General features: G+C 67.6%; 20 protein-coding genes. 14 read left to right on the top strand and 6 right to left on the bottom strand.

Translation table 11 applies throughout. The features are described 5' to 3' along the window. The first annotated feature begins 8 nt into the window (after nucleotides 1–8). On the top strand, nucleotides 9–497 hold the full coding sequence (locus tag LFM09_RS26760; protein WP_414099304.1) for an MmpS family transport accessory protein: 489 nt from the start codon (nucleotides 9–11) through the stop codon (nucleotides 495–497). Here the strand turns inward: LFM09_RS26760 and LFM09_RS26755 are convergent. Next, a complete protein-coding gene (locus LFM09_RS26755; protein ID WP_414099303.1) occupies nucleotides 484–933 on the bottom strand; it encodes a peroxiredoxin in 450 nt (149 codons plus the stop codon). The genes LFM09_RS26760 and LFM09_RS26755 overlap by 14 nt on opposite strands. Before the next feature lie 33 nt (nucleotides 934–966). On the opposite strand from LFM09_RS26755, the gene LFM09_RS26750 reads away from it, so the two are divergent. From LFM09_RS26750 to treZ, 7 genes are all read left to right on the top strand, one after another. Next, nucleotides 967–1,878, top strand: a complete 912-nt coding sequence (locus LFM09_RS26750) for a LacI family DNA-binding transcriptional regulator (RefSeq protein WP_414099345.1) — start codon at nucleotides 967–969, stop codon at nucleotides 1,876–1,878. A gap of 13 nt (nucleotides 1,879–1,891) precedes the next feature. Beyond that, on the top strand, nucleotides 1,892–2,317 hold the full coding sequence (locus LFM09_RS26745; RefSeq protein ID WP_414099302.1) for a RidA family protein: 426 nt from the start codon (nucleotides 1,892–1,894) through the stop codon (nucleotides 2,315–2,317). A 105-nt stretch (nucleotides 2,318–2,422) separates the two neighbouring features. After that, nucleotides 2,423–4,237: a 4-alpha-glucanotransferase gene (locus LFM09_RS26740; RefSeq protein ID WP_414099301.1), complete on the top strand. Its 1,815-nt coding sequence runs from the start codon at nucleotides 2,423–2,425 to the stop codon at nucleotides 4,235–4,237. 93 nt (nucleotides 4,238–4,330) lie between these two features. Then, nucleotides 4,331–4,633, top strand: coding sequence for a hypothetical protein (locus LFM09_RS26735; RefSeq protein ID WP_414099300.1), 303 nt, complete (start codon nucleotides 4,331–4,333; stop codon nucleotides 4,631–4,633). Nucleotides 4,634–4,695: 62 nt separating this feature from the next. After that, complete coding sequence (gene glgX / locus LFM09_RS26730) at nucleotides 4,696–6,801, top strand: glycogen debranching protein GlgX (RefSeq protein WP_414099299.1); 2,106 nt, start codon at nucleotides 4,696–4,698, stop codon at nucleotides 6,799–6,801. Continuing rightward, the gene (gene treY, locus LFM09_RS26725) at nucleotides 6,801–8,879 is read left to right on the top strand and encodes a malto-oligosyltrehalose synthase (protein ID WP_414099298.1); all 2,079 of its coding nucleotides are present in this window, start codon (nucleotides 6,801–6,803) and stop codon (nucleotides 8,877–8,879) included. Before glgX ends, treY begins: the two co-directional genes overlap by 1 nt. Next, the gene (gene treZ, locus LFM09_RS26720; protein ID WP_414099297.1) at nucleotides 8,876–10,558 is read left to right on the top strand and encodes a malto-oligosyltrehalose trehalohydrolase; all 1,683 of its coding nucleotides are present in this window, start codon (nucleotides 8,876–8,878) and stop codon (nucleotides 10,556–10,558) included. The genes treY and treZ overlap by 4 nt, the downstream gene beginning before the upstream one ends. On the opposite strand, the gene LFM09_RS26715 is transcribed toward treZ, so the two are convergent. Continuing rightward, on the bottom strand, nucleotides 10,477–10,821 hold the full coding sequence (locus tag LFM09_RS26715; RefSeq protein ID WP_414099296.1) for an ANTAR domain-containing protein: 345 nt from the start codon (nucleotides 10,819–10,821) through the stop codon (nucleotides 10,477–10,479). The two genes, treZ and LFM09_RS26715, sit on opposite strands and share 82 nt — an antisense overlap. A 185-nt stretch (nucleotides 10,822–11,006) precedes the next feature. On the opposite strand from LFM09_RS26715, the gene LFM09_RS26710 reads away from it, so the two are divergent. From LFM09_RS26710 to LFM09_RS26700, 3 genes are all read left to right on the top strand, one after another. Continuing rightward, entirely contained in the window at nucleotides 11,007–11,186 is a 180-nt protein-coding gene (locus LFM09_RS26710; RefSeq protein ID WP_414099295.1) for a CsbD family protein, read from the top strand. Beyond that, nucleotides 11,164–11,796 carry a UdgX family uracil-DNA binding protein gene (locus LFM09_RS26705; RefSeq protein WP_414099294.1) on the top strand — a complete coding sequence of 211 codons (633 nt, stop codon included), beginning with the start codon at nucleotides 11,164–11,166 and terminating at the stop codon, nucleotides 11,794–11,796. Before LFM09_RS26710 ends, LFM09_RS26705 begins: the two co-directional genes overlap by 23 nt. A 396-nt stretch (nucleotides 11,797–12,192) precedes the next feature. Then, nucleotides 12,193–12,450, top strand: a complete 258-nt coding sequence (locus tag LFM09_RS26700) for a helix-turn-helix domain-containing protein (protein ID WP_414099293.1) — start codon at nucleotides 12,193–12,195, stop codon at nucleotides 12,448–12,450. Here the strand turns inward: LFM09_RS26700 and LFM09_RS26695 are convergent. The 3 genes from LFM09_RS26695 to LFM09_RS26685 form a co-directional block, all read right to left on the bottom strand. Continuing rightward, on the bottom strand, nucleotides 12,442–14,718 hold the full coding sequence (locus LFM09_RS26695) for a transketolase-like TK C-terminal-containing protein (RefSeq protein WP_414099292.1): 2,277 nt from the start codon (nucleotides 14,716–14,718) through the stop codon (nucleotides 12,442–12,444). The two genes, LFM09_RS26700 and LFM09_RS26695, sit on opposite strands and share 9 nt — an antisense overlap. Nucleotides 14,719–15,249: 531 nt before the next feature. Next, nucleotides 15,250–16,428, bottom strand: a complete 1,179-nt coding sequence (locus LFM09_RS26690) for a cytochrome P450 (protein WP_414099291.1) — start codon at nucleotides 16,426–16,428, stop codon at nucleotides 15,250–15,252. Nucleotides 16,429–16,510: 82 nt separating this feature from the next. Further along, on the bottom strand, nucleotides 16,511–16,723 hold the full coding sequence (locus LFM09_RS26685; RefSeq protein WP_414099290.1) for a hypothetical protein: 213 nt from the start codon (nucleotides 16,721–16,723) through the stop codon (nucleotides 16,511–16,513). Nucleotides 16,724–17,387: 664 nt separating this feature from the next. Between LFM09_RS26685 and LFM09_RS26680 the strand changes: the two genes are divergently transcribed. From LFM09_RS26680 to LFM09_RS26670, 3 genes are read left to right on the top strand one after another with little or no spacing between them, the layout of a single operon-like run. After that, the gene (locus LFM09_RS26680; protein ID WP_414099289.1) at nucleotides 17,388–20,207 is read left to right on the top strand and encodes a glycosyl hydrolase family 95 catalytic domain-containing protein; all 2,820 of its coding nucleotides are present in this window, start codon (nucleotides 17,388–17,390) and stop codon (nucleotides 20,205–20,207) included. 46 nt (nucleotides 20,208–20,253) lie between these two features. After that, entirely contained in the window at nucleotides 20,254–21,036 is a 783-nt protein-coding gene (locus LFM09_RS26675; protein WP_414099288.1) for a Tat pathway signal sequence domain protein, read from the top strand. Next, nucleotides 21,027–23,063, top strand: coding sequence for an NPCBM/NEW2 domain-containing protein (locus LFM09_RS26670; RefSeq protein WP_414099287.1), 2,037 nt, complete (start codon nucleotides 21,027–21,029; stop codon nucleotides 23,061–23,063). Before LFM09_RS26675 ends, LFM09_RS26670 begins: the two co-directional genes overlap by 10 nt. Here the strand turns inward: LFM09_RS26670 and LFM09_RS26665 are convergent. Continuing rightward, complete coding sequence (locus LFM09_RS26665) at nucleotides 23,017–24,342, bottom strand: amino acid permease (RefSeq protein WP_414099286.1); 1,326 nt, start codon at nucleotides 24,340–24,342, stop codon at nucleotides 23,017–23,019. The two genes, LFM09_RS26670 and LFM09_RS26665, sit on opposite strands and share 47 nt — an antisense overlap. Nucleotides 24,343–24,962: the final 620 nt, after the last annotated feature.

The following is a 24,962-nucleotide window of genomic DNA, read 5'->3' as shown; positions in this document are numbered from 1 at the left end:
GGGTCCTCATGTCGCAGCTGCCACCGGAGTACGGCGTCGCACCGCCGATGTACGAGATGCCTCGGTCACCCAAGTGGCCGTGGGTGCTGTTGCTGATCCTCGCGCTGTTCGCCGTGGGCACGGTCGTTTTCGGCCCTCGCGTGCTGGACGCGGCGCGCGAGGCGACTCGGCCCGTCGCCGAGGAAGGGCCACCGCCGCCCACCGTGGTGCCGTCTCCCCCGAAGCGGGTCGTGGTGTTCGAGGTGACCGGCACCGGTACGGCGTTCAACATCACTGCGACCGTCGGCACGTCCGTGCGGAACCAGTCGAGCGTGCCCCTGCCGTGGACGCACCGGGTCGAGGTGTCGGTCGACCCGTCGTCGAAGTCCGTGATGCTCGTGGTGGTGGCAGGCCCGGACGGCGCCGAGGTGCACGGCAAATACACCGTCGACGGCGTGACTGTCCGTGAGGGCAAGGCTTCCGGGCCCTACGGCGTGCTGACGATCACCGATTCCTGAGCGCCGCCAGCGCCTTGTCCGCGTGCGTGTTCATGCTGAACTCGCTCTTGATCACCTCGATGACCTCGCGGTCGGTGTCGATGACGAACGTGTGCCGCTTGACCGGGATCGGCCCGAACCGCCGCTTCACGCCGAACTGCTCGGCGACCTCACCGTCGACGTCGGACAGCAGCGGGTAGTCGAAGTTGTTCAGCTCCGCGAACTGCTTCTGCTTGGCCACGTCGTCGGTGGAGATCCCGACGCGCTGCGCTTTCGCTTCGGCGAACTCGCCGGCGAGGTCGCGGAAGTGGCAGCTCTGCGCGGTGCACCCGGCCGTCATCGCGGCGGGGTAGAAGAAGAGCACGACCGGGCCGTTGCTGAGGAGATCGGACAGCTTGCGCTCGGTGCCGTCCTGGTCGGGCAGGGAGAAGTCGGGGGCGAGGTCGCCGGGCTTCATGGATCTCCAATACGCTCGTGAACCGTGACCAGCATGTCCGATGTGGCCAAGGCTGCAGGGGTGTCCGCTGCGACCGTATCGCGGGCCCTGCGCGGCGAACCGGGCGTGTCCGATGCGACGCGGCAGCACGTGAGCGAGGTCGCGCGGCGCATGAAGTACGCCATCGCACGCGACGCCTCGTCTTTGGCCGGTGGCCGCCGGTACGCCATCGCGGTGCTCACGTCCGAGGTCAGCCCGGTGCTGGCGGGTGCGGAAGGCGCGCTGCGGCAGGCCGGGTACGACGTGCTGCTCTACGTTCTCGCTGACGAACGCGGGCGGGAGAAGTTCTTCGACGAGCTTCCGCTGGGGCGCCGGGTGGACGGGGTGCTTCTTCTGTCCATATCCATGACAGAGGTCGAACAGGCCGCGCTGGAGTCGCTGGAGGTTCCGCACATCACGGTCGATGACGACGATCTTCGCCGTGCACTGCGGACCGCTGTGGAACATCTGCTCGCGCTCGGGCATCACGACGTGGCGCTGGTGCTGTCGGACGGCGTTGACGAGTCGTACGACGAGATCCTGATCGAGGCCGGGCTGGAGGTCCGTCCCGAGTGGACGGTGTGGTGCTCGCCGACCGTCGACGGTGGTGAGCAGGTGGTCGACGTGCTGCTGGACGGCGAGCGTTTGCCCACGGCTGTGATCAGCACGAACGGTGCCGCGGCGGTGGGGATCTTCCTGCGGATGCAGCGGGATGGGCGGGCCGTGCCGGACGAGATCTCGATCGTGTCGCTGGACGGGCAGGAGCTGACCCGGGTGGTCGGGCTGACGTCGGTCGAGGGGGCGGCGAAGGAGCAGGGGGAGCGGGCGGTCGCCGACCTGTTCACGCTGATCCGGGGTGGGGAGATCGAGCCGGCCGAGCACCCGGTGCGGCTGGTGGTGCGGAACTCGAGCGGGCCGGTCGGCTGAGTACGGTTGAGGCATGCCCGCCGAAGAGCGTTTGACCGAACTGCCCGACCTGCCGACGACGCCCGGCTACGCGCACGCGGTGGCGGTGACCGGGAAGCTCGCGTTCATCTCGGGGCAGGTGGCGGTCGACGCCAAGGGGTGTGTGGTCGGGGTCGACGACCTGGGTGCCCAGACGCGGCAGGCGTTGGGCAATCTTCATCACGTCATCAGAAATCTTGGTGCGGACTGGTCGGATGTCATCAAGTTCACGTGGTATGTGCTTGATGCTTCGGAGGTTCAGACCATTCGTGATGTCCGCGACGAGATTTTGCGGCCCGCGCTGGGCGAAGTGCCCAACCCGGCCAGCACGCTGGTTCAGGTCGCGGCGTTGTTCGGGCCCGACTTTCTCGTTGAGGTCGAGGCTGTGGTGGCGATTCCCGGCGAAGCATCGGATGTCTAGCCAATTCGATGTGAGGAAGGGCGTCCTGATCGGCCTGCACCCTTCGGGTGACCAGGGACCATTTGCTCTGGTAATAAGCACCGAGCTGTGACATAGCTTGTAGTTGTGGAGGAGTCGGTGGCGCGGCTGGCGGACGCCTGGGGCGTTGCCACTCGGTACGAGAACGCGGACCAGCAAGAGGTCACCGTCGACACCGAGGTCGTCGTCAAGGTCCTCGCCCAGTTCGGCGTCGACGCGTCCACTGAGGACTCCGTCGCCCGTGAGCTCGCCGCTGTCGAGCAGCGCAGGGAGCAGGAGACGCTGCCGCCCACGATCGTGATCCGCGAGTACGAGACGTACGACCTGCGTGGTCCCGCGACGATCGAGCTCGAGGACGGGACCGTCGAGCACACCGAACGCCACCTGCCGGACTCGTTGCCGCTCGGCTGGCACCGGATCCGCACCGAGACGCAGACGATCACGCTGGCGGTGGCGCCCAGGACGTTGCCGGACGTCCCGCACGCCTGGGGCTGGATGCTGCAGCTCTACGCCGCGCGCTCGAAGGACTCGTGGGGGATGGGAGACTTCGCCGACCTCGCCACGATCGCGCGCCGGTCGTCGCTGGAGCTCGACGCCGGCGTGGTGCTGGTCAACCCGGTCCAGGCGCCGTCGCCGACGCACCCCGTCGAGCGGTCGCCGTACTCGCCGACCAGCCGGCGGTTCGCGAACCCGCTGTACCTGCGCATCACCGACACCGCGGAGTTCCTGCAGGCCTGCCCGCGCACGCGGCAGCTCATCCGGGACCTCAGGCCCGCGAACGAGGACCTGATCGACTACGACGCGATCTGGGACGCCAAGAAGCAGGCGCTGGAGCTGCTGTTCCCCGGTGGCGACATCGAGATGGACGCTGACCTCGAAGCTTTCGCCACGTACTGCGCGTTGGCCGAGATCCACGGCAAGAACTGGCGCGCGTGGCCACGAGACCGCGAAGACCCGCCGGCCGAGCGGGTCGCGTTCTACGCCTGGCTCCAGCACCTCTGCACCCGCCAGCTGCAGGACGTCCGGCTGGCCGCGCACGAGGCGGGCATGGCCGTCGGCGTCATCCACGACCTGCCGGTGGGGGTGGATCCGGGCGGCGCGGACACGTTCGCGGACCCCGACGTCTTCGCCATCGACGTCACCGTCGGTGCCCCGCCGGACGCGTTCAGCGCGGACGGCCAGGGCTGGGGCCTGCCGCCGTGGCGGCCGGACAAGCTCGCCGAGACCGGCTACCGGCCGTTCCGGCAGGTGCTGCGCAGCGTCCTGAAGCACGCGGACGGCATCCGCATCGACCACGTGGCCGGTCTGTGGAGGCTGTGGTGGATCCCGCCGGGTGAGCCACCCAGCAGGGGCACCTACGTCTACTACGACGCCGACGCGATGCTCGGCGTGCTCGCGCTGGAGGCCTTCCGGGCCGGCGCGGTCGTGGTGGGCGAGGACCTCGGCACCGTCGAGCCGGTCGTCACGAAGACGTTGCAGGAGAACGGCATGCTCACCAGCGCCGTTCTGTACTTCCAGCGCGACTACTACGCGTCCGGCCACCCGCTGATCCCGCCTGCCCAGTGGAACCCGAACCAGATGGCCAGCATCTCCACGCACGACCTGCCGACCGCGGCGACGTTCTTCGCCGGCGACGACGGGCCGGATTTCGACGAGCTGATGCGCCAGGAGGGCATCGACCCGGCCGACCGGGTCGCGGGTGCCCACGAGCTGCTCGCGCACGCACCCTGCGCGTTGGTCCTGACTTCACCTCAGGACGCTCTGCGGGAAACCCGGCAGCCCAACGTGCCGGGCACGATCGACGAGCACCCGAACTGGAGAATTCCCCTGCCCGTTCCGTTGGACGATCTCTTTCCACGCGTCCGGGACATCACCCGCCCGCTGCGCAGCCGCGGAAGATGAAACTTTTGCGTAACGGCAGGTCACGTACCTGCGGAGTACTGTAAGGCCGTCACCCGACGGCGGACGACGAACGTTTTGGAGGTGGCGTACCAGATGAGCTCAGCCGTGAGCACGCGGACACCAACCGGCGTGCTTGAACTGGCCGTCGAGCAGGTCCTCGCTTCGGTGAGACCGCAGGCGCTCGGTGACCCGGTGGTCGGGGCACGGCGCGCGGAGGAATCCCTGCGTGACGCGCTGCGGGACGCTGGTCCCGTGGACGACAACATCGCTCTGCAGCACGCGCTGGCCTGCGCGGAAGCTGCTTGTGAGCACCTGAAGTACGTGGAGATCCAGGAAGCTCGCACATTGCTCACGGCCGCACGTGGGCAGCTCGTTCTTGCACACGAAGGAGTGTGATGCCGGGCGGGTGTTAGCCGGATAGGGTCGACGGGTAGCCGCCGCTTGTGACGAGGAGCATCGTGCGACCCTGGCCTGGAAGGCCCTACCCGCTTGGCGCTGGTTATGACGGCGTAGGCACCAACTTCGCCCTGTTCTCCGAGGTAGCGGAGTACGTCGAACTCTGCCTCTTCGACGACGACGGCACAGAGACACGCGTGAGGCTGCCGGAGGTGGACGGCTTCGTCCACCACGGCTACCTGCTCGGTATCGGGCCGGGCCAGCGGTACGGGTACCGCGTGCACGGCCCGTACGACCCCGCGAAGGGGCACCGGTGCAACCCGAACAAGTTGCTGATCGACCCGTACGCCAAGGCGATCAGCAACGGTCTGGCGTGGGACGAGGCGCTCTACGGGTACAAGTTCGGGGCGCCGGACGAGCGCAACGACGCGGACTCGGCGCCGCACGTGTCGAAGTCCGTGGTGGTGAACCCGTTCTTCGACTGGACGAACGACCGGTTGCCGAGGACGCCGTACAACGAGAGCGTCATCTACGAGGCGCACGTTCGGGGCCTCACCATCGACCACCCGGAGATTCCGCCGCGGCTGCGGGGCACCTACGCGGGCCTCGCGCATCCGGTGATGATCGACCACCTGACCAAGCTGGGTGTCACGGCTGTCGAGCTGATGCCGGTGCACCAGTTCATCAGCGATCACACGCTGGCCGAGCGCCGGCTCAGCAACTACTGGGGTTACAACACGATCGGCTTCTTCGCGCCGCACGACGGTTACTCGGCGTTGCCGTTGAACCAGGTGCAGGAGTTCAAGGGCATGGTCCGGGCCCTGCACCAGGCCGGGATCGAGATCATTCTCGACGTCGTCTACAACCACACGGCGGAGGGCAACCACCTCGGGCCGACGTTGTCGATGCGCGGGATCGACAACGAGGCGTACTACCGGCTGAGCGAGGAAGACCCGACGTTCTACACGGACTACACGGGCACCGGTAACTCGTTGAACGTGCGGACGCCGCACACGTTGCAGCTCATCATGGACTCGCTGCGGTACTGGGTCACCGAGATGCACGTCGACGGGTTCCGGTTCGACCTCGCGGCGGCGCTGGCGCGGGAGTTCTACGACGTCGACCGGCTGGCGACGTTCTTCGAGGTCGTGCAGCAGGATCCGGTGGTGTCGCAGGTCAAGCTGATCGCGGAGCCGTGGGACGTCGGGCCCGGTGGGTACCAGGTCGGCAACTTTCCTCCACTGTGGACTGAGTGGAACGGCAAGTTCCGGGACACCGTGCGGGACTTCTGGCGGGGTGAGCCGGCGACGCTGGGCGAGTTCGCGTCGCGCATCACCGGCAGCAGCGACCTGTACCAGGACGACGGGCGCAGGCCGTACGCGTCGATCAACTTCGTGACGGCGCACGACGGGTTCACGCTCAACGACCTGGTGTCGTACAACGACAAGCACAACGAGGCGAACGGCGAGGACAACCGCGACGGTGAGGACCACAACCGGTCGTGGAACTGCGGTGTCGAGGGGCCCACGGACGACAAGGACGTCCTGGAGCTGCGGGCGCGGCAGCGGCGGAACCTGATGGCGACGATGTTGTTGTCGCAGGGTGTGCCGATGATCCTGCACGGCGACGAGTTCGGGCGCACGCAGCACGGCAACAACAACGCGTACTGCCAGGACAACGAGGTCTCCTGGGTCGACTGGTCGTTGCTGGAGAGCAACAGCGAGCTGGTCGACTTCACCGCGGCGCTGTCGGCGTTCCGCAAGGCGCACCCGGTGTTCCGGCGCAAGCGGTTCTTCGCGGGGCGGCCGATCCGCAAGGGCGAGGAGCTGCGCGACATCGCGTGGTTCACGCCGTCCGGCGAGGAGATGACCGAGCAGAACTGGGAGGACGACTTCGGCAAGGCCATCGTCATCTTCCTCAACGGCGAGGGCATCCCGGATCTCGACGCGCGCGGCATGCGGGTGGTCGACGACTCGTTCCTGATGGCGTTCAACGCACACCACGAGGACATCGAGGTGACGCTGCCCGACTCCGAGTACGGTCCGGAGTGGACGGTCGTGGTCGACACGGCGACCGGCCGGATCGGGGACGGGGAGAAGCCGATCGCGGCGGGCGGGAGCCTGACGCTGGCCGCGCGGTCGCTCGTGGTGCTGGAGCGCGTGGGCTGATGGCGCCGAACTCCACGTATCGCGTCCAGTTCACCCCGTCCTTCACCTTCGCCGACGCCGGCGGCATCCTGGATTACCTGGTGCGGCTGGGAGTCGACGGCCTCTACGCGTCGCCGATGCTCGACGCGCGGCGGGGGTCGACGCACGGGTACGACGTCATGGACCCGACCCGCGCGCGGCCCGAGCTCGGTGGTGAGGCGGCGCGGGACGCGTTGCAGGAACAGCTGGACGAGCTGGGCTTCTCGCTGGTCGTCGACATCGTGCCGAACCACATGGTGGTGCCGAACCCCTGGTGGGACGACGTGCTGGAGAAGGGCCAGGCGTCGGAGTACGCGCGGTACTTCGACATCGACTGGTCGTCGGGCAAGGTGCTGCTGCCGGTGCTGCCGGAGGGCGCCGAAGACGAACCCGGCGAGCACTTCGTCAAGGTGGACTGGCGGCGCGGCAACCAGGAGCTCAACTACCGGCGGTTCTTCGACATCACCGAGCTCGCGGCGGTGCGGGTCGAGGACCCCGAGGTGTTCGACATGACCCACCACGAGGTGCTGCGGTGGCGCCCGGACGGGTTGCGGATCGACCACCCGGACGGGCTCGCCGACCCCACCGGCTACTTCCGGCGGCTGCGCGAGCGGTTCCCCGGCTGGATCGTGGTGGAGAAGATCCTCGGGCCGGACGAGACGCTGCCGCAGAGCTGGCCGGTCGACGGCACCACGGGTTACGACGCGTTGCGGGAGATCTGCGGCGTGTTCATCGCGCCCACCGACAAGTTCGCCGGTGACTTCCACGAGGTCGAGCACGCGGCACGGCAGCAGGTCGCGGACTCGATCCTGGCGGCCGAGGTGCACCGGATCGCACGGCTGGTGCAGGGCGTGCCGTTCGAGGACGCCTGCACCGCGGTGGCCGAGGTGATGGTCAACTTCCCGGTGTACCGGTCGTACCTGCCGGAAGGCCTGGAGCACTGGGACATCGCGGTCGGGCGGTCGAAGTCACCGGCCGTGCGGGCGTTGGACGAGCAGGTCCGCGCCGACCCGCACGGCGAGCTGGCGACCAGGATCCAGCAGACGTCCGGCATGGTCGTGGCGAAGGGCACCGAGGACACCGCGTTCTACCGCTACACGAACTTCGTGGCGCTCAACGAGGTCGGCGGATCGCCGGACACGTTCGGCGTGCCCGTGGAGGAGTTCCACCGGCGGGCGGCGGCCAGGCAGGCGAGCTGGCCGCTGTCGATGACCGCGTTGTCGACGCACGACACCAAGCGGTCGGAGGACGTGCGGGCGCGGCTCGCGGTGCTGGCGGAGATCCCGGACGAGTACCTGGCGTTCGAGGCCGCGATGACCGAGAAGCACGGCATCTCCGAACCGTCGCTGAACCGGTTGGCGCTGCAGTCGCTGGTGGGCGCGTGGCCGATCACTGAGGAACGTCTCGGGCAGTACCTGGACAAGGCGTCGCGCGAGGCCAAGATCAAGACGTCCTGGGTGGACCGCAACGCCGAGTTCGACGCCGAGGTGGCCGCGTGGCCGGCGAAGGTGCTGGACGATCCGGACGTCGCCGCATTCGTCGAACGGATCAAGGCGCCCGGCTGGTCGAACTCTCTGGGGCAGAAGCTGGTCCAGCTCACGTCACCCGGTGTGCCGGACATCTACCAGGGCACCGAGCTGTGGGACTTCTCGCTGGTCGACCCGGACAACCGGCGGCCGGTCGACTACGACCTGCGGCGCGACCTGCTGGCGCGCATCGAGTCCGGGTGGCTGCCGGAGGTCGACGACTCGGGCGCGGTGAAGATGCTGGTGGTGCAGCGGGCTCTGCGGGCGAAGCGGAAGGGTTTCCGCGGCTACAAGCCGTTGCGCGCGGAAGGTCCGGCCGCTGAGCACGTGCTGGCGTTCCAGCGGTCGCACATCATCACGGTCGCGACCAGATTGCCGGTCACGTTGGCGCGGAAGGGCTGGCAGGACACCGTTCTGCCGCTGCCGAAGGGTCCGGAGTGGATGGACGTGCTCACCGGGCGGCCGGCCTCCGAGAGCCTGGCGTCGCTGCTCGACCGCTATCCGGTGGCACTGCTGGTGCGAGGGGAATCGTGAGCTTTTCGGTCTGGGCGCCGACGCTGGAGTCGGTGCACGTGCGCGTCGACGGCTTCGACCACGAGATGAAGCGCGACGGCGACTGGTGGTACTCGGACGTCGAGTCGCCTGAGGGCACGGACTACGCGTTCGTCATCGAAGGCAAGGCGTATCCGGATCCGCGGTCGTTGTGGCAGCCGAACGGAGTGCACGAGGCGTCCCGTGTGTACGCACACGACTTCGAGTGGACGGACAGCGCGTGGACCGGCCGGGCGTTGCCGGGTGGTGTGATCTACGAGCTGCACATCGGCACGTTCACGCCGGAGGGGACGTTCGACGCGGCGATCGGCAAGCTCGATCACCTGGTGGACCTCGGCATCACGTTCGTCGAGGTCATGCCGGTGAACAGCTTCGACGGCGTCGAGGGCTGGGGTTACGACGGCGTCCTGTGGGGTGCGGTCCACCAGCCTTACGGTGGGCCGGACGGGTTCAAGCGGTTCGTGGACGCGTGCCACGCCCGAGGTCTCGCCGTGCTGCTCGACGTGGTCTACAACCACCTCGGTCCTTCTGGCGCGTATCTCGACAAGTTCGGGCCGTACTTCGCCGGCCGCAACGACTGGGGCCCAGGCCTCAACCTCGACGGACCGGGTTCCGACGAGGTCCGCCGGTACGTGATCGACAACGCGCTGCAGTGGTTGCGGGACTTCCACGTCGACGGGCTGCGGCTCGACGCCGTGCACGCGTTGGCGGACCGGCGTGCGGTCCACGTCCTCGAAGAAATGGCCGTCGAGGTGGACGCGCTCTCCACGAGCGTCGGACGTCCGCTCAGCCTGATCGCCGAGTCCGACCTCAACGACGCCAAGCTCGTGACGGCACGGGAAGGCGGCGGATACGGCCTGCAGGCGCAGTGGTCCGACGACCTCCACCACTGTCTGCACGTTGCCCTGACGGGCGAGACTTTCGGCTACTACGCGGACTTCGCGGCGCCGGACGCGCTGCGGAACACCCTGGAGAAGGTGTTCTTCCACGCGGGCACCTGGTCGTCGTTCCGCGAGAAGCACCACGGCAAGCCGGTCGACACCGCCCTGATCCCCGGCCACCGGTTCCTCGCCTACACGCAGAACCACGACCAGATCGGCAACCGCGCCACCGGCGACCGGTTGCCCGCGTCAGTCACGACGGGAAAGTTGTTGTGCGGTGCGGCGTTCGTGCTCTGCTCGCCGTACACGCCGATGATCTTCATGGGGGAGGAGTGGGCTGCGAGCACGCCCTGGCAGTTCTTCGCGTCCTTCCCGGACCCGCAGCTCGCCGAGGCCGTCCGGACGGGCCGCAGGCGTGAGTTCGCGCGGCACGGCTGGGGCGAGTCCGACGTGCCGGACCCGATGTCGCCGCAGACCGTGGAGAACTCGCGCCTCAGGTGGGACGAGGCCGCTCAGGGCGACCACGCACGGGTCCTGGAGATGTACAAAGCCCTGATCGCGTTGCGCCGCTCCCGCCCGGAGCTCGCCGATCCGCGGTTGGACAGGTTCGTGGTGGAGCAGGACGGGGCGTGCTTCGTGCTGCACCGCGGGAAGACCCGCGTGGTGGTGAACCTCGGCACGACGCCCGTCCCGCTGCCTCAGGGCGACGTGCTGCTGACCTCCTCGGCGAACCCGTCGTCGCTCTCTCCGGATTCGTTCGCGGTGGTCGCGTTGACGTGATCCCACAGCACCTGGTCGGCCGGCTTGACCGGCCGGCCGAGGTGGGCGTGCACGAACGCGGCGACCAGCCGGTCCGCGGCGACGTGCAGCTTGATGTTGTGGTGCTGGGACACGTGCACCAGCAGCTGGAACGCCTGCTGGGGTGTGCAGGGCTTGCGTGCGGCGATCAGGCCCGTGGCCTGCCCGATGACAGTCCGGGACACCAGAGCTTTGCGCAGCCCCGCCACCTCGGCCTCGAGGGCGGTGATTCTCGCGGACGACACCGCCGGCTCCTTTCGCGTCGTCGTGGTCACAGCGGCATGCCGGTGCGACGACGGTGCTCGGGAGCTCTCGAAGGGGCGGGACACACCCAGAGCAAGCCGTCTCATCGGCTTGCGGCTGGGTTCTCAACCGCGAGTGATCACCTTATCAACTGTTTCGCGGGGTGCTCGCCGGGTAACCGAGTTGCATGGGTGCCGACGAGAAGTTCAGCAACAAGGCAGACGAACTCAAGGGCCGCGCGAAGGAAGCTGTGGGCGACGCCACCGACAATGAGCAGTGGCAGGCCGAGGGCCGCGCCGAGCGCGCCAAGGCAGACATCAAGCAGGCAGGCGAGAAGGTAAAGGATGCCTTCAAGTCGGACAAGTAGTGAGTCGACCGGCGCCGCCCGGTTCGTCCCTCAGCGGGCGGGCTGGGCGGCGCTGCGTTCGGCGGCCGCGGACTGCCGCGGGTGCGACCTGTACCGGGACGCCACCCAGACGGTGTTCGGGGAGGGCCCGATCCGGGCTTCGCGGCTGATGATGGTGGGGGAGATGCCCGGCGACCGCGAGGACGCCGAGGGCCGCGTGTTCGTCGGCCCGGCGGGGCGGTTGCTGGACAAGGCGCTGTCCGCCGCGGGGATCTCGCGGGACGAGGTCTACCTCACCAACGCCGTGAAGCACTTCAGGTTCAGCCTGCGGGGCAAGCGCAGGATCCACGAGCAGCCGCGCCGGTCCGAGGTGCTGGCGTGCTTTCCGTGGTTGCGCGAGGAGATCCGTGTCGTGAAGCCGGAGCTCGTCGTGGTGCTGGGAGCCGTCGCGGCGAAGGCGTTGCTGGGGCCGTCGTTCAAGCTGACCGAGCACCGCGGTGAGGTGCTGGAGCACGACGGGCTGAGGGTCGGGGTGACCGTGCACCCCTCCGCCGTGGTGCGGGCGGAGAACTTCGGGGAGGCGCTGGACGCCTTCGTGGCCGATCTCAAGGCCCTCAAGAAGTCCCTGTGAGAAAGTCCCCGTGAAATGGGACAACCCCCGGACGACTCCCGCGCTAGCGGGCCGAGCGGGACCAGCGCTCGAAATCCGGGGGCCGGGTGGCTGCCTGGGTTTACGACTAGGCGTCACCGAGGGCGGTCCTAGCGGACAGCCACCTCACGAGTCCTGTAGCTATACAACTTTGGACCACCTCCTCTCTTGTGTACGACGAACCTATGTCGTGATCAGCCGGCCTCGCAACGGAGTTTTTAGTGCCGTGCCCCCAGCCCATGTCGTCCTACTTTCGTGTCCAGGCGGGCGCATCGCGGTGCCGCGAGGCGTCCCCACTGGGCGCGAAATAGCCGACTTGGGTTGGGGCCACGGCACTACAGCACTTTGACTTGCGTGTTTCGCGTAGAATCCGCAGACATGGTGCGCATTCCCCTGACCTCGACGGAGCGGGAGCGCGGCAGGCGGCTCGGGCAGTTGCTGCGGGACGCCCGCGGCGACGAGAGCATGGTCGAGATCGCGGCCCGCGCCGGGTTGTCGGCCGAGACCGTGCGCAAGATCGAGACCGGGCGTGCTCCCACGCCGTCGTTCTTCACCATCTCCGCGCTCGCCGGTGCTTTGGGCATCTCGCTGGACTCCATCAACGAGCTGCTCGCGCCGCAGAGCCGCTCAGCCTAGGACGTCCAGCACCGCGGTGATGATGCTGTCGGTGTCGATGCCGTGGGCGCGGTAGACGCTGTCCAGGTCGCCGGACTGCCCGAACTCTCGAACGCCCAGGTGGATCGCGCCCTGCCTGGTCAATCCCGCCAGGAACGCCAGCGTGTGCGGGTGCCCGTCGAGCACGGTGACCAACGGGACGTCTGCCCGGAAGAGCGCGTCGAGGATCCACGTCGGTGCGTCGCCGCGACCGCGCCGGGCCTGCACCGCGCGGAACACCAGATCAGGGCTGGTCAGGCAGACGACGTCAACGCACACCCCGACGCCTTCGAGGCGTTCGGCGGCCTCCAAGGCTTCGGGCACGAGAGCGCCCATCGTGACGATCGTGGCTTCGGGGGAGTCGGTGCGGCGCAGCGGATAGCCACCGGCGACCACCTGCCGGCGCCGTCGTTCGCGGGCGGCCGGATCGGTGGGGATCGCCGCGAGCTTCTGGTCCACCGGACGGGTGGAGAGCCGCAGGTAGGCCGATGAACCGCCGGGGCGGCCGAGTTGGCTCATCGCGGCGAGCAGGCACCACTCGGTGTCGAGCGCGAACGCGGGTTCCCAGGTGGTGCAGCCGGGTTGTTCGATGCCGATGGACGGCGTGGTGATCGACTGGTGTGCGCCGCCCTCGGGGGCCAGCGTGACGCCGGACGGGGTGCCGACCAGGATCGACTGACCGCCCGCGTAGATGCCGAACGACCACGGCTCCAGGGCGCGGGTGACGAACGGGTCGTAGAGCACGCCGATCGGCAACAGCGGGCGGCCCCAACGGCTCCAGGTCGCGCCGAGCTCGCCCAGCAGGCCGACGAGGTTGGTCTCCGCGATGCCGAGCTCGATGTGCTGGCCGGTGGGACGTTCACGCCAGTGCAGGATCGTCTCGGCGTCGTCGGCGAACCAGTCGACGCCCTCGCTGGTCGACCAGATGCCGACCTTGTTGACCCAGCCGCCGAGGTTGGTGCTGGAGCTGACGTCCGGTGACACGGTGACGACCCGCGCGCCGACGTCCGGGGCGGCGCGGTTCAGGTCGAGCAGGGTGCGGCCGAGTGCGGACTGGGTGGTCGCGGTGCCGGACGGTGTGCGGCCCAGATCTGTTGGCACGGTGAGGGACTGCGGTGCGGGAACGGGGTCGCGCTGGAGCCGGCGGGCGGCTTGCAAGCACACCTCGTGCTCGGCGGTGCCGGGCTCGAATCGTTGCCAGGGATGGGAAGCCGACATCCCGCAGCGCGCGGCCAGCTCCTCGAACTGGGCTCCGGTCAGCAACGCCGAGTGGTTCTGCGGGTGACCGGCGGTGGGCAGGCCGTGGCCCTTCACGGTGTACGCGATGATCACGGTCGGCCGGGTGTCGTCGATCGCCTCGAACGCCTGGCGCAGCGCCGTGTGGTCGTGACCGCCGAGGCTGCGGAACGCCTCGGTGAGCTGGTCGTCGTCGAGATCGGCCAGCAACGCGGCGATGTCCTGGCTGTCACCGGGCAACAGCGCGCGGAGCTTTTCGGGGGTGTGGCGCAGAAGCCGTTGGTACTCGGCATTGGTCATCGTGTCGATCCGGTCGCGCAGAGCGGCGCCACCGGGCCGGGTGAACAGCTCCTCCAACGCCGTGCCGTACTTGACGGTGATCACCTGCCAGCCCGCGGCGGTGAACAGCGCGCGCATCCGGTCGGCGCCCAGCACGGGAACCACTCGGTCCAGCGACTGCCGGTTGAAGTCGACGATCCACACGATCTCGCCCAGCCCGGCGACCATCGGGTCGAGGACCGCCTCCCAGCACGCGCCCTCGTCGAGTTCGGCGTCGCCCACCAACGAGTACTGCCGCCCGATCGTCTGCTCGCCGACGTACCGACGGGCGAGCGCGCCCCAGATCGGCGCGGTGGCACCGATGCCGACGGATCCGGTGGAGTAGTCGGCCGGGACCGGGTCCTTGGTCCGTGAGGGGTAGGACTGCAACCCCTTGTACGCGCGCAAAGTCGTCATCTGCTCGTCGTCGAGCAGCCCGAGCAGGTATTCGATCGCGTGCAGCACGGGGGAGGCGTGCGGCTTCACCGACACCCGGTCCTCCGGGCGCAGGTGCTCGAACCACAGCGCGGTCATGATGCTCGTGATCGACGCGCTGGAAGCCTGGTGGCCGCCCACTTTCAGACCGGTGGTGTTGGGCCGGACCCGGTTGGCGTGGTCGACGATCGCGGTCGACAGCCACAGCACGCGCTGCTCGATCGCGCGGAGGGTGTCCGTTGCCTGGACGGCTTCTGTCATGAGCGGAGTGAACCGAACACGCGCATGGGTGGACAAGATCCAAGTGCGGGTTTTGGCGTGACGCGCGTTCTCAGCCGGAAAATCACCACGATGGTCGTGAAGTCGCTCGGGTGGGTGACCACTAAAGTCGGTACTACCGGCAACGCGTCGAGTGAACCTTTGACTCTTCTCGCGGGCCGTGTTCCGGTGGAGCTACGAGATTCGCGCTTCTCGGAACGGGGGAAATGATGAAATTCATTTCAGCGGTGATCGCGGCATTTCTGACGCTGGCGCTCGTGAGCGCTCCTGCGTCGGCCTAGTCGCAGGTCAGCAGGGGTGAGTTGCTGCAGCGCGCGGCGACTTGGCTGACCGCGAACAACGGCGGCCGCGTGCCGTGCAGCATGGAACGGAAATCCCGAGGGTGGCCCGAACACCGAGGCTCTGGCCACGGACAAGTGCACGACGCCGGTGGCCACCACCCGCTGAAGTACGGCCTTGAGCCGAACAGCAAGTACAAGGCCGTTCGGCTCAAGAACATCACCGGCTAGCGCGTCACCAGGCGACCTGCATGGCCAGCGGACCCCGCATGGCCATGCCGGTCCGCCACTGCACCTCTTCGGCGAGCCGCAGTTCGGGGAACCGCCGCAGGATCGCCGTCAGCGCGACCTGGAGGTCCATCCGCGCGAGCTGCGCGCCGATGCAGTGGTGCGGCCCGTGCCCGAACGTGAGGTGTCCCTTGGCATTGCGCGTCACGTCGAACCGGTCGGGGTCCGGGTACTGGCGCGGATCGCGGTTGGCGGCGTGCTTGGCGAGCAGCACCGGCTCACCGGCCAGCACCGTGCCACCGCTCAGTTCCACGTCCTCCAGCGCGTACCGGGGCAGGATGTCGGAGATCTCCTGCGCCGGAATCCAGCGCAGCAACTCTTCCACCGCACCTGGCATCAGCTCGGGCTGTGAGCGAAGCAGTTCGGCCTGATCGGGGAACTGCAGCAGCGTGTGAACCGAGTTGGCGATGTGGGCGGCGGTGGAGTCGTAGCCGGCTCCGAGCAGCAGCACCGTCAGCTGCACCAGCTCCTCGGCGGTCAGCCGGTCTCCTTCTTCCTGTGCCACCACGAGAGCGCTGATCAGGTCGTCTCCCTGGTGCACGCGCCGTTGGTCGGCCAGTCCGGCGAGGTAGCCGGCGAGCTCGCCCAGCCGCGCCATCTTCTCCTCGTCGGTCAGCGCGGTGATCGACATGAACGCGGCGGCGAGGTCCTGGAAGTGGTCGCGGTCCTCGTACGGAACGCCGAGCAGGTCGCAGACCATCAAGCCGGGCAACGGAACCGCGTACGCCGTGACCAGATCGGCAGGCGGGCCGGCCTTCTCCATGTCGTCCAGCAGCTCACCGGCCAGCCGTTCCGCGTTCGCTCGCAGCTGTTCGACGCGGCGCACGGTGAACGCGTGCGCGAGCAGGCGGCGCAACCGGGTGTGGTCCGGTGGGTCGAGGTCGGTCAGGATCGCGCCCATCCGTTGCGCGCCCATCCGCGGTGTGTCGCGCACGGCGGCCTGCGCGAGGCTGAACCGGGGATCGCCGAGCGCTAGGCGCACGTCGTCGTATCTGGTGAGCAGCCAGCCTTCTTCCCCGTGCGGGAGCTGGACGCGGGCGAGCGGTTCGTCTTCTTGGAGCCGGGTGTACGTCGGATCGATCTCCAGCCCGTCCACCGGGCCGAACGGGTAGGAACGCGCAATCATGAGCATCCTCCAGGACTCGCGGCGGAGGCTCATCATGCGCGCGGCGGGAGCGTGATCACTACCGCCGCGTCTCGAATCGCTTTCAGAGCAACGTGAGTACGACCGGACCGTCGACCGTGATCGCCACCGTGTGCTCGACGTGCGCCGCGCGAGAGCCGCCGTCCGTGCGCAACGTCCAGCCGTCGTCGTCGGTGAGGTAACCGTCGCGGCCACCGGCGTGCAGCATCGGTTCGAGTGCGAGAACCATGCCGGGCACCAGTTTCAGGCCTTTGCGGGCCTTGTCTTCGTTGGGCACGAAGGGGTTCCTCGTGCATCTCGCGGCTGATTCCGGGCCCGCCGTGGTGTTCGAGCAGGCCGTAGCCGCCGGCGGGCGCGGCCTCGCCGATCACGGAGCTGATGGCCGCGTCACCGGCCAGGCCGCCCAGCTTGGCGCCGCAGTCGATGCTGTGCAACTCCTAGAAGCCGGGTGCTGTCGTCGGTACACGAGCGCTTTCTCGTGTACCGACGACAGCAGATCTCCGTCCCGCAACGGGAGCGCACCGGGAGTGCTGTGGACGACCGCGTCGCTCGCGGACGCGCAGATGACGCCGGGGAACGGCGTGAGCGCCCACTTCGGGTGGTAGTCGAGGAACGGTGACTCCGCGCCGGCGCTGAAGATCACCTCGCGGGCGACGTCGTCGAGCTCCTTACAGCGTGACGCCGGGAGCGGCGTGGGCCTGGCAGGCGGCGAGTGCCCGGGCCGCGACCTGGCCCGCCTCGCGCATGATCGCGATCTCGGCGGCAGGCTTCAGTTCGATCACGGTATAACTATACCGGCGACGACGAGAGCAAACGGTTTCATCCGATCGTTGATGGCACTTGACTGGCCTTGACCGCCTGTGAGGGGCGCCATAGGCTGCGGCCAGTAGGTACACCTCCGATCTTTGTTCGCAGCCGCCCGCGGACGTGAAAGGTGTTCTGTGGATCTGTCGCGGCGCGGGCTGCTGGGTGGGGTTGTGGCTGGGGCGGCGCTCACGGCGTTGCCGGCGGGGACGAACGCGGCGACCGCGGACGTCGAGATCACCGGGTGCACGACGAGGATCGACTGGGAGCGGTTCCTCGGCGAGCAGGACCTCGTCTGGCAGCGGGTTCCGCGCGCCTGGTACGAGGGTCCGTTCCTGGGCAACGGCTTTCTGGCCACCGCCGTGTACCGCGAGCCGGGCGCGAACGCCGTCAGGTTCACCGTCGACCACGCCGAGGTGCAGGACCACCGGCCGCAGTTCGGGAACGAGTGGGGAGTGGCGCGGCTCCCGGTCGGGCGCGTGCTGCTGACGCCGGTCGGCAAGATCACCGGTGTCGACCTCCGGCTGGACCTGTGGAACGCCGAGCTGCGCGGCAAGATCATCACGGACAAGGGCGAGCTCGCGATCAGGTCGTTCGTGCACGCCGAGAAGTCGTTGCTGCACCTGGAAGTGCGCCCGACCAGCGGTGAACGCGACTTCAAGCTGGAGTTCGTCGCACTGGACGCGTTGAGCCCGCGGGTGATCCGCGAACCACCGCCCGCGACGCTGCCGCTCAACCCCAAACCCGTCACCCGCACGGAGAACGGGCTCACGCTCGTCACCCAGGAGATGGTCGCGGGCGGCCAGACCGCCACGGCCTACCGGGTGAAGAAGCTCCACGGCCGCACGGAGTTGCTGCTGTCGGTCGACCACTCGTTCCCCGATCGCACCGCCGAGGCGACGGTCAAGGAGACGATCACCAGGGCGTCGATCCCGGAGATGCTGCGCCACCAGCACCAGAAGTGGTGGCATCGCTTCTACCGCAAGAGCTTCGTGTCCGTGCCGGACGCGTTGATGCAGAGCTTCTACTGGATCCAGCTGTACAAGCTCGCGTCCGGGGCGCGCAGCGAAGCGCCGATCATGCCCACCACCGGGCCGTGGCTGGAGCCGACCCCGTGGCCGTCGGTGTGGTTCAACCTCAACGCGCAGCTGGAGTACTGGGCCGTGCTCGCGTCGAACCACCTCGAACTGGACCCGATCCCGCGCACGATCTCGCAGAACCAGCAGATCCTGATCGACGCGCTGCGGCCGGAGTTCCGCGTCGACTCGATGGGCTTGAGACGTAGCACCGACCCCACGTTCCAGGACGCCGGGTTCGTCGGCTCGCCGCTGCACCCCTCGCCCGACCCGGAGATCGGCAACCTGCCGTGGCTGCTGCACAACGCGTGGCTGAGCTACCGGCACACCATGGACGAACGGATCCTGCGCGACACGGTCTTCCCGGTGCTGCGCCGATCCACCAACTACTACCTGCACTTCCTGCGCAAGGGCAACGACGGCAAGCTCCACCTGCTGCCCACCTACTCGCCGGAGTACGGCGTCGCCCCCGACTGCAACTACGACCTGGCGCTGCTGCGGTGGTCCTGCCGCACGCTGATCGACAGCGCGAAGATCCTCAAGATCGACGACCCACTGGCACCGAAGTGGCAGGAGGTGCTCGACCAGCTCGTCGAGTACCCGGCCGACGCGGGCGGGTTCATGATCGGCGCCGGGGTGCCGTTCGCGAAGTCGCACCGGCACTACTCGCACATGCTCGCGGTCTACCCGTTGCACGAGGTCAACTGGGAGCAGCCGGAACGCCGTGACCTCATCGAACGCTCGCTGGAGCACTGGCTGAGCTTCGAGGGCTCGTTGCGCGGCTTCACCTTCACCGGCGCGGCCTCGATCGCGGCCCAGATGACCCGTGGCGAGGCCGCGTTGACGTACCTGCGCGAGTTCGTCGCCCGCTTCGCCCAGCCGAACACGATGTACTTCGAGGCGGGTCCGGTGATCGAAACTCCGCTGAGTGCCGCGAAGTCGTTGCAGGACATGCTGATCCAGAGCTGGGGCGGGCTGATCCGGATCTTCCCGGCCGTTCCGCCGGTGTGGCAGGACGTCACGATCCACGACACCCGGACCGAGGGCGCGTTCCTCGTCAGCGCGGTCCGGCGGGGCGGCAGGACACGGTTCGTCCGGGTCTACAGCGAGGCCGGCGAGCCGTGCCGCATCCGCACCGGCATCGAGGGATCGCTGAAGGTCCGCGGCTGCTCGCGGTGGAGCGTTCGCGACGGTGTGGTCGAGCTGGAGCTGAGGCGCGGCCAGGAGGCGTTGATCCACGCCAAGGGCGAGCGGGACTTCACGATCGCCCCGGTCCGGATCACGGAGCCCGGTGAGCGCTGGGGACTGCCCGCGTTGCCACCCGGTGGCAGCGCGGTGCCGGTGGACATCAGCGCGGCGCTCGACAACGACGGCCTGTCCAACGAGTTCACCAGCCGTGACGGCAACTTCGACGGCCTCGGCAACACCTACCCGGCCGCGCAGCTGCCGCAGACCGGGTCGGTGACCGACGACAGCATCCTGTTCGAGTTCCACAACGGTGACGAGGCCAGCAAGAACAACGTCATCGCCAACGGGCAGACGATCGCTCTTCCCGCCGGGAAGTACGTGAAGCTGCACCTGCTCGCCGCCGCCGACACGAACAACGTCGACGCGGACGGTTCGATCGGATATGCCGACGGTGCCGTACCGGCGCGGTTCCGGGTGACGGCGTGGCAGCAGCGGCCTCAGTTCGGTGAGTCGGAACCCGTTGCCACGACGTTGATGCACACCCCGTCCGGGCCGGTGCAGAAGCAGGTGTCGATCTTCCACCAGACGCTCGTGCTGGACCCGGCCAAGGACCTCACCTCCGTCACGCTGCCGAAGACCTCGGGCCCGCGCCTGCACGTCTTCGCGATCACCTTGGAGAAGCCCAAAGCCTGATCGTCACCCGCCGCCACCGAAGGAGTGATTCCGAAGGAGGCAGACGATGGCAGAACTCTCCCGCCGCGGCGCCGTCAAGCTCGGCGCCGCGGGGGCACTGGCACTCGGTGTGGTGCGACCGGCGTACGCGGACCCGGTGATCGAGGCCGCGTGGGCGTTGAAGTGGAACCCGACACCGTCCGGTGACGGTCTGAAAGCGTTCGAGGGCCTGGAAGACGACCGCGCGGGCTCGCACAGCGGCACCAAGCACATCTACGTGTCTGGCGACCACTGGCGCTTCGACATGCACACCCGGGACCGCGACGGTTCGGACCGGCAGCGCAACGAGTCCAAGGGCATGCGGTCCGGCGGCACCACGCACAAGATCGGAAAGGACCAGACCTGGAAGATCACCTACCAGGCGTTCTGGCCGTCCTCGCTGACCGCCACGACCAGGTTCACGCACATCATGCAGATGAAGGTGCAGGACGTCGGCGGCCCACTGTGGACTTTGACGCCGCGCGCCAAGGACAAGCCGACGCTCACGATCCTGACGTTGAAGGACAACGACGCCAACACCGAGCACATCGTCGGTGACTGGACTCCGTTGCAGAACAAGTGGATCGACGTCGAGTTCGAGTTCAAGGCGTCGAACAGCGGCGGCCACCTGGCGTGGCTGTTCAAGGACGGTGCCGCGGTCGTCGGTCAGGGTCGCACGACAGCCGTCGACCTGTGGCGGGACAAGAACTACCTGCGCCCCAAGTGGGGCATCTACCGGAGCATCGAGAGCTCCGGCCTGCAGAACACCTATCAGCTCATCCGCAACTACAGGGGTTACAAGTGGGAGTGAGATCTCTGCTCACGGCGCTGGCGCTCGTCGCCGCGTCCGTGGCTGTGCCTGTTTCCGGGCCGGTTGCCCAAGCCGCTCCGGTTGCCCAGGCCGATCCGGTCGTTGAAGCTGACCCGACGCTGGCGTTGACGCCGCCGATGGGGTTCAACAACTGGAACACCACCGGCTGCGACATCAACGAGCAGATGATCCGCGACATGGCGGACATCTTCGTGTCGAAGGGGTTGAAGGACGCCGGCTACCAGTACGTGAACGTCGACGACTGCTGGGCGGATCTCAACCGCGACCCCGAGACGGGCCGGCTGCGCAACCACCCGACCCGGTTCCCCAGCGGCATCAAGGCGCTCGCCGACTACATCCACGCGCGCGGCCTCAAGTTCGGCATCTACACCAGCGCGGGCACGCAGACATGCGCTCGCACGATGCCGGGATCGCTGGACCACGAGGAGATCGACGCGCAGACGTTCGCGGACTGGGGCGTCGACTACCTCAAGTACGACAACTGCAACAACCAGAACCGCCCGGCTCTTGAGCGCTACACGAAGATGCGGGACGCGCTGAAGAAGACGGGCCGGCCGATCGTCTACTCGATCTGCGAGTGGGGTCAGAACAAGCCGTGGGAGTGGGGCAAGGGCGTCGGTCACCTGTGGCGCACCACCGGTGACATCAACGACACCTGGTCCAAGACGGTCGAGATCATCAAGCTGAACGCGCCGCTGGATGCTTATGCCGGTCCGGGGCACTGGAACGACCCGGACATGCTGGAGGTCGGCAACGGCCAGCAGACCACGACGGAGTACAAGAGCCACTTCGCGCTGTGGTCGATCATGGCGGCGCCGCTGCTGATCGGCTCGGACCTGCGCAAGGTGTCGCAGGAGCACTTCGACATCCTGCGCAACAAGGAGATCATCGCGATCAACCAGGACAAGCTCGGCGTCCAGGCCAAGGTCGTGCACCAGAAGGACGGGCACTGGGTGTTCGTCAAGCCGCTGGCCAACGGCGACAAGGCGGTGGCGCTGTTCAACGAGTCCGAGGTGAACGCGACGATCTCCACGACCGCGCGTGACCTCGGGCTGCCGCACAGTGTCGGGTACACCGTGCGGGACTTGGATCAGCACAAGAACTTCCAGTCGGCCGGGAAGCTCTCGGCCTCGTTGCCGCCGCACGGTACGGCGATCTTCCGGGTGAAGGCGTCGCAGGACTGGTACAAGCACGAGCCGGCGATCGACACGCAGCTGGACATCGCTGCGTCCATCCCGGGGATTCCCAGCACGATCACCCCGGCTGGGGAACCGTTCGTGGCGACCGTGACGGCCACCAACCAGGCGCCGATTCCGGTGTTGAACGCTGCTACCTCGTTCGTGGCGCCCGCGGGGTGGAAGGTTGAGAAGCTGTCTTCTGAACGTGCTCCGGTGTTGCTGACTTCGCAGTCGGTGCAGGGGAAGTGGCGGGTTACACCACCGGCCGGGGTTTCACCCGGGGCTCATGTGTTGAACGGCTCCTTGGGTGTGACCTGGGTCGGGCACGGGAAGTTGACGCGGCCGGTCCGTTCGTCGGTGCTGGTGCCTGTTCCGGCGCCGTCGGGGGCTTCGTTGTGGGCCAGTGACGTCAAGTTCACCACCGAGCGCAGTGGGTACGGGCCTGTCGAGAGAGACCGGTCCAACGGCGGCTACATCGGTGGTGACGGGAAGACGTTGACCATCAACGGGAAGACCTACGAGAAGGGGCTCGGCGCGCACGCCAACGCCGAGCTCATTCTGTACGTGGGTGGGCGTTGTACGTCGTTCTCGTCCGATGTCGGGATTGATGACGAGCGTGATGTGAACCAGCAGGGCACGGCGATCTTCGAGGTCTGGGCCGACGGGGTGAAGGTCGCGTCCAGCGGGTTGCGGACGTGGCGTGACGACGCGGTTTCGATTGAAGGGTCGTTGAAGGGAGCCAAGTTCCTGCGGCTCGTTGTCAACGACAGCGGTGATGGTGTCAGGTTCGACCGTGGTGACTTCGCCGGCGCAAAGCTGACCTGCTGAGCGCTGTCGCGGCGATGATCGCCACGAACAGGCCCGTGGACAGGATCTGTCCGCGGGCCTGTTCGTCGCTCAGCATCAAGGCGATGATCGCCGCGATGCCGGCCAGGGCCAGCCAGGAGAGGTACGGGTAGCCCCACATCGGGACGGTCGGGTTTGAGATGGTCTTGCGCAGGCGGATCTGGGAGATGGCGATGAAGCCCCAGACGACCAGGAGTGCTGAGCCGACGGCGTTGAGGAGGAGCAGGAAGACGGTGTCCGGCCAGAGGTAGTTGAGGATGACTGAGAAGAAGCCGAATGCGACGCTTGCCAGTACTGCGTTTCTCGGGACGCCGTTGTGCTTGGTGAGGAGGGCTTTGGGGGCTTCGCCGCGTTCTGCCAGGGAGCAGAGCATGCGGGCGGCGCCGTAGAGGGTGGCGTTGATGGCGCTCAGCAGGGCCACGAAGATGACCACGTTCATGATCTGGCCGGCTGCGGGGATGCCCAGGCGGTTCAGGACTGCCACGTAGGGGCTGGCGCCTACCTCGGAGTCGTTCCAGGGGAGCAGGGTGACCACTACGGCCATGGAGCCCAAGTAGAAGACGAGCAGGCGGGTGATGGAGGTTTTGACCGCCTTGCCGATGGCGTGCTTCGGGTCTTCTGCGTCTGCTGCGGCGATGGTGACTACCTCCAGGCCGCCGAATGCGAAGACCACGGCCATGAAGCCCGCCAGCACGCCGGTCCAGCCGTTGGGGAGGAAGTCCTTGAGGTTGGTCAGGCCGGGAGAGTCCACGTTGGGGAACAGGCCTGCGATGGCGGCTGCGCCCAGTGCCAGGAAGATGACGATGGCGGCGATTTTCAAGCCCGCGAACCAGAACTCGAACTCGCCGAAGTTCCGGACGTTGGTCAGGTTCACTGCGGTCAAGGCCGACATGAAGATCAGGACCCAGGCCCATTGGGGGACTGCGGGGAGCCAGCCTGCGGCGATCTTGGCTGCGCCGGTGGCTTCTACGGCCAGTACTACGCCGACTGTTGCCCAGTAGGACCAGCCTACGGTGAAGCCTGCCCACGGGCCGATGGCCTTTTCTGCGTGGACGGAGAAGGCGCCGCCGCTCGGGTGTTCTGCGGCCATTTCTCCCAGCATGCGCATGATTAGCAGTGCCAGGAAGCCGGCCAGACCAAATGAGATGAGTACTGCTGGGCCGGCCAGTTTGATGCCGGTGCCTGTGCCCACGAAGAGGCCGGCTCCGATGACGCCGCCTAGAGCGATCATGGTTACGTGGCGTTGTTGCAGGTGAGTCACGCTCTCCAGCCCCGTTCTAGTCTGCCGATGGCGGGCCGATAGTGAGTTCATGGCGGCGGAGAGTCAAATTGTGTGATCGGGGTTACATCATCCATCTGGCCGATCAACAGTGAGGGTGAGGACGATGAACTCGCCTAAGGGAGTATTGCCGCAACTCGACTCGTTTTCCAGTGCTCTGGAGCGTTACTCGGACTGGGGCTGGCTTGTGCTTCGGTCTGAGAACCGGCTGCTGTTGACCACCGATCATCAGGTGTCGGCGGTGGAGATGGGGGCTGGGATTGGTGGGGAGGTGCAGGGGTATCTGGCTGTGCGGATGCTTGCTGGGCCTGTGGTGGTGTTGCCTTCGGCTCCTGGGCGGTGGTTGTTGCTCACGTCCTCGGCTGATGAGGCTTCTCAGGTCAATCTGATTCGGTTGCGGGCTCGGGGGGCGCTCACGCATCGACTTGGGACCCTGGTGCCGTTGCCTCCGTCTCGGATTGACCGGGGTGGGGTTGGGTGGCTCGGGGAGACTCCTGCTGGGAAGCCGTTCCTGCCGCCGTTCTCTGCTGTGGTTGCGGCGTTGAGGGCGGTTACCGAGACTGCTGGGTTGAGGTAGTTCTGGGCGCCTGGTCCGCAGGGGG

It is taken from the genome of Lentzea alba (genome assembly GCF_047445655.1).
In the GTDB taxonomy this organism is placed as follows: domain Bacteria; phylum Actinomycetota; class Actinomycetes; order Mycobacteriales; family Pseudonocardiaceae; genus Lentzea; species Lentzea alba_A.
Note: the sequence above shows the minus strand (reverse complement) of the source record. Positions and strands in the feature narration are given on the sequence as shown.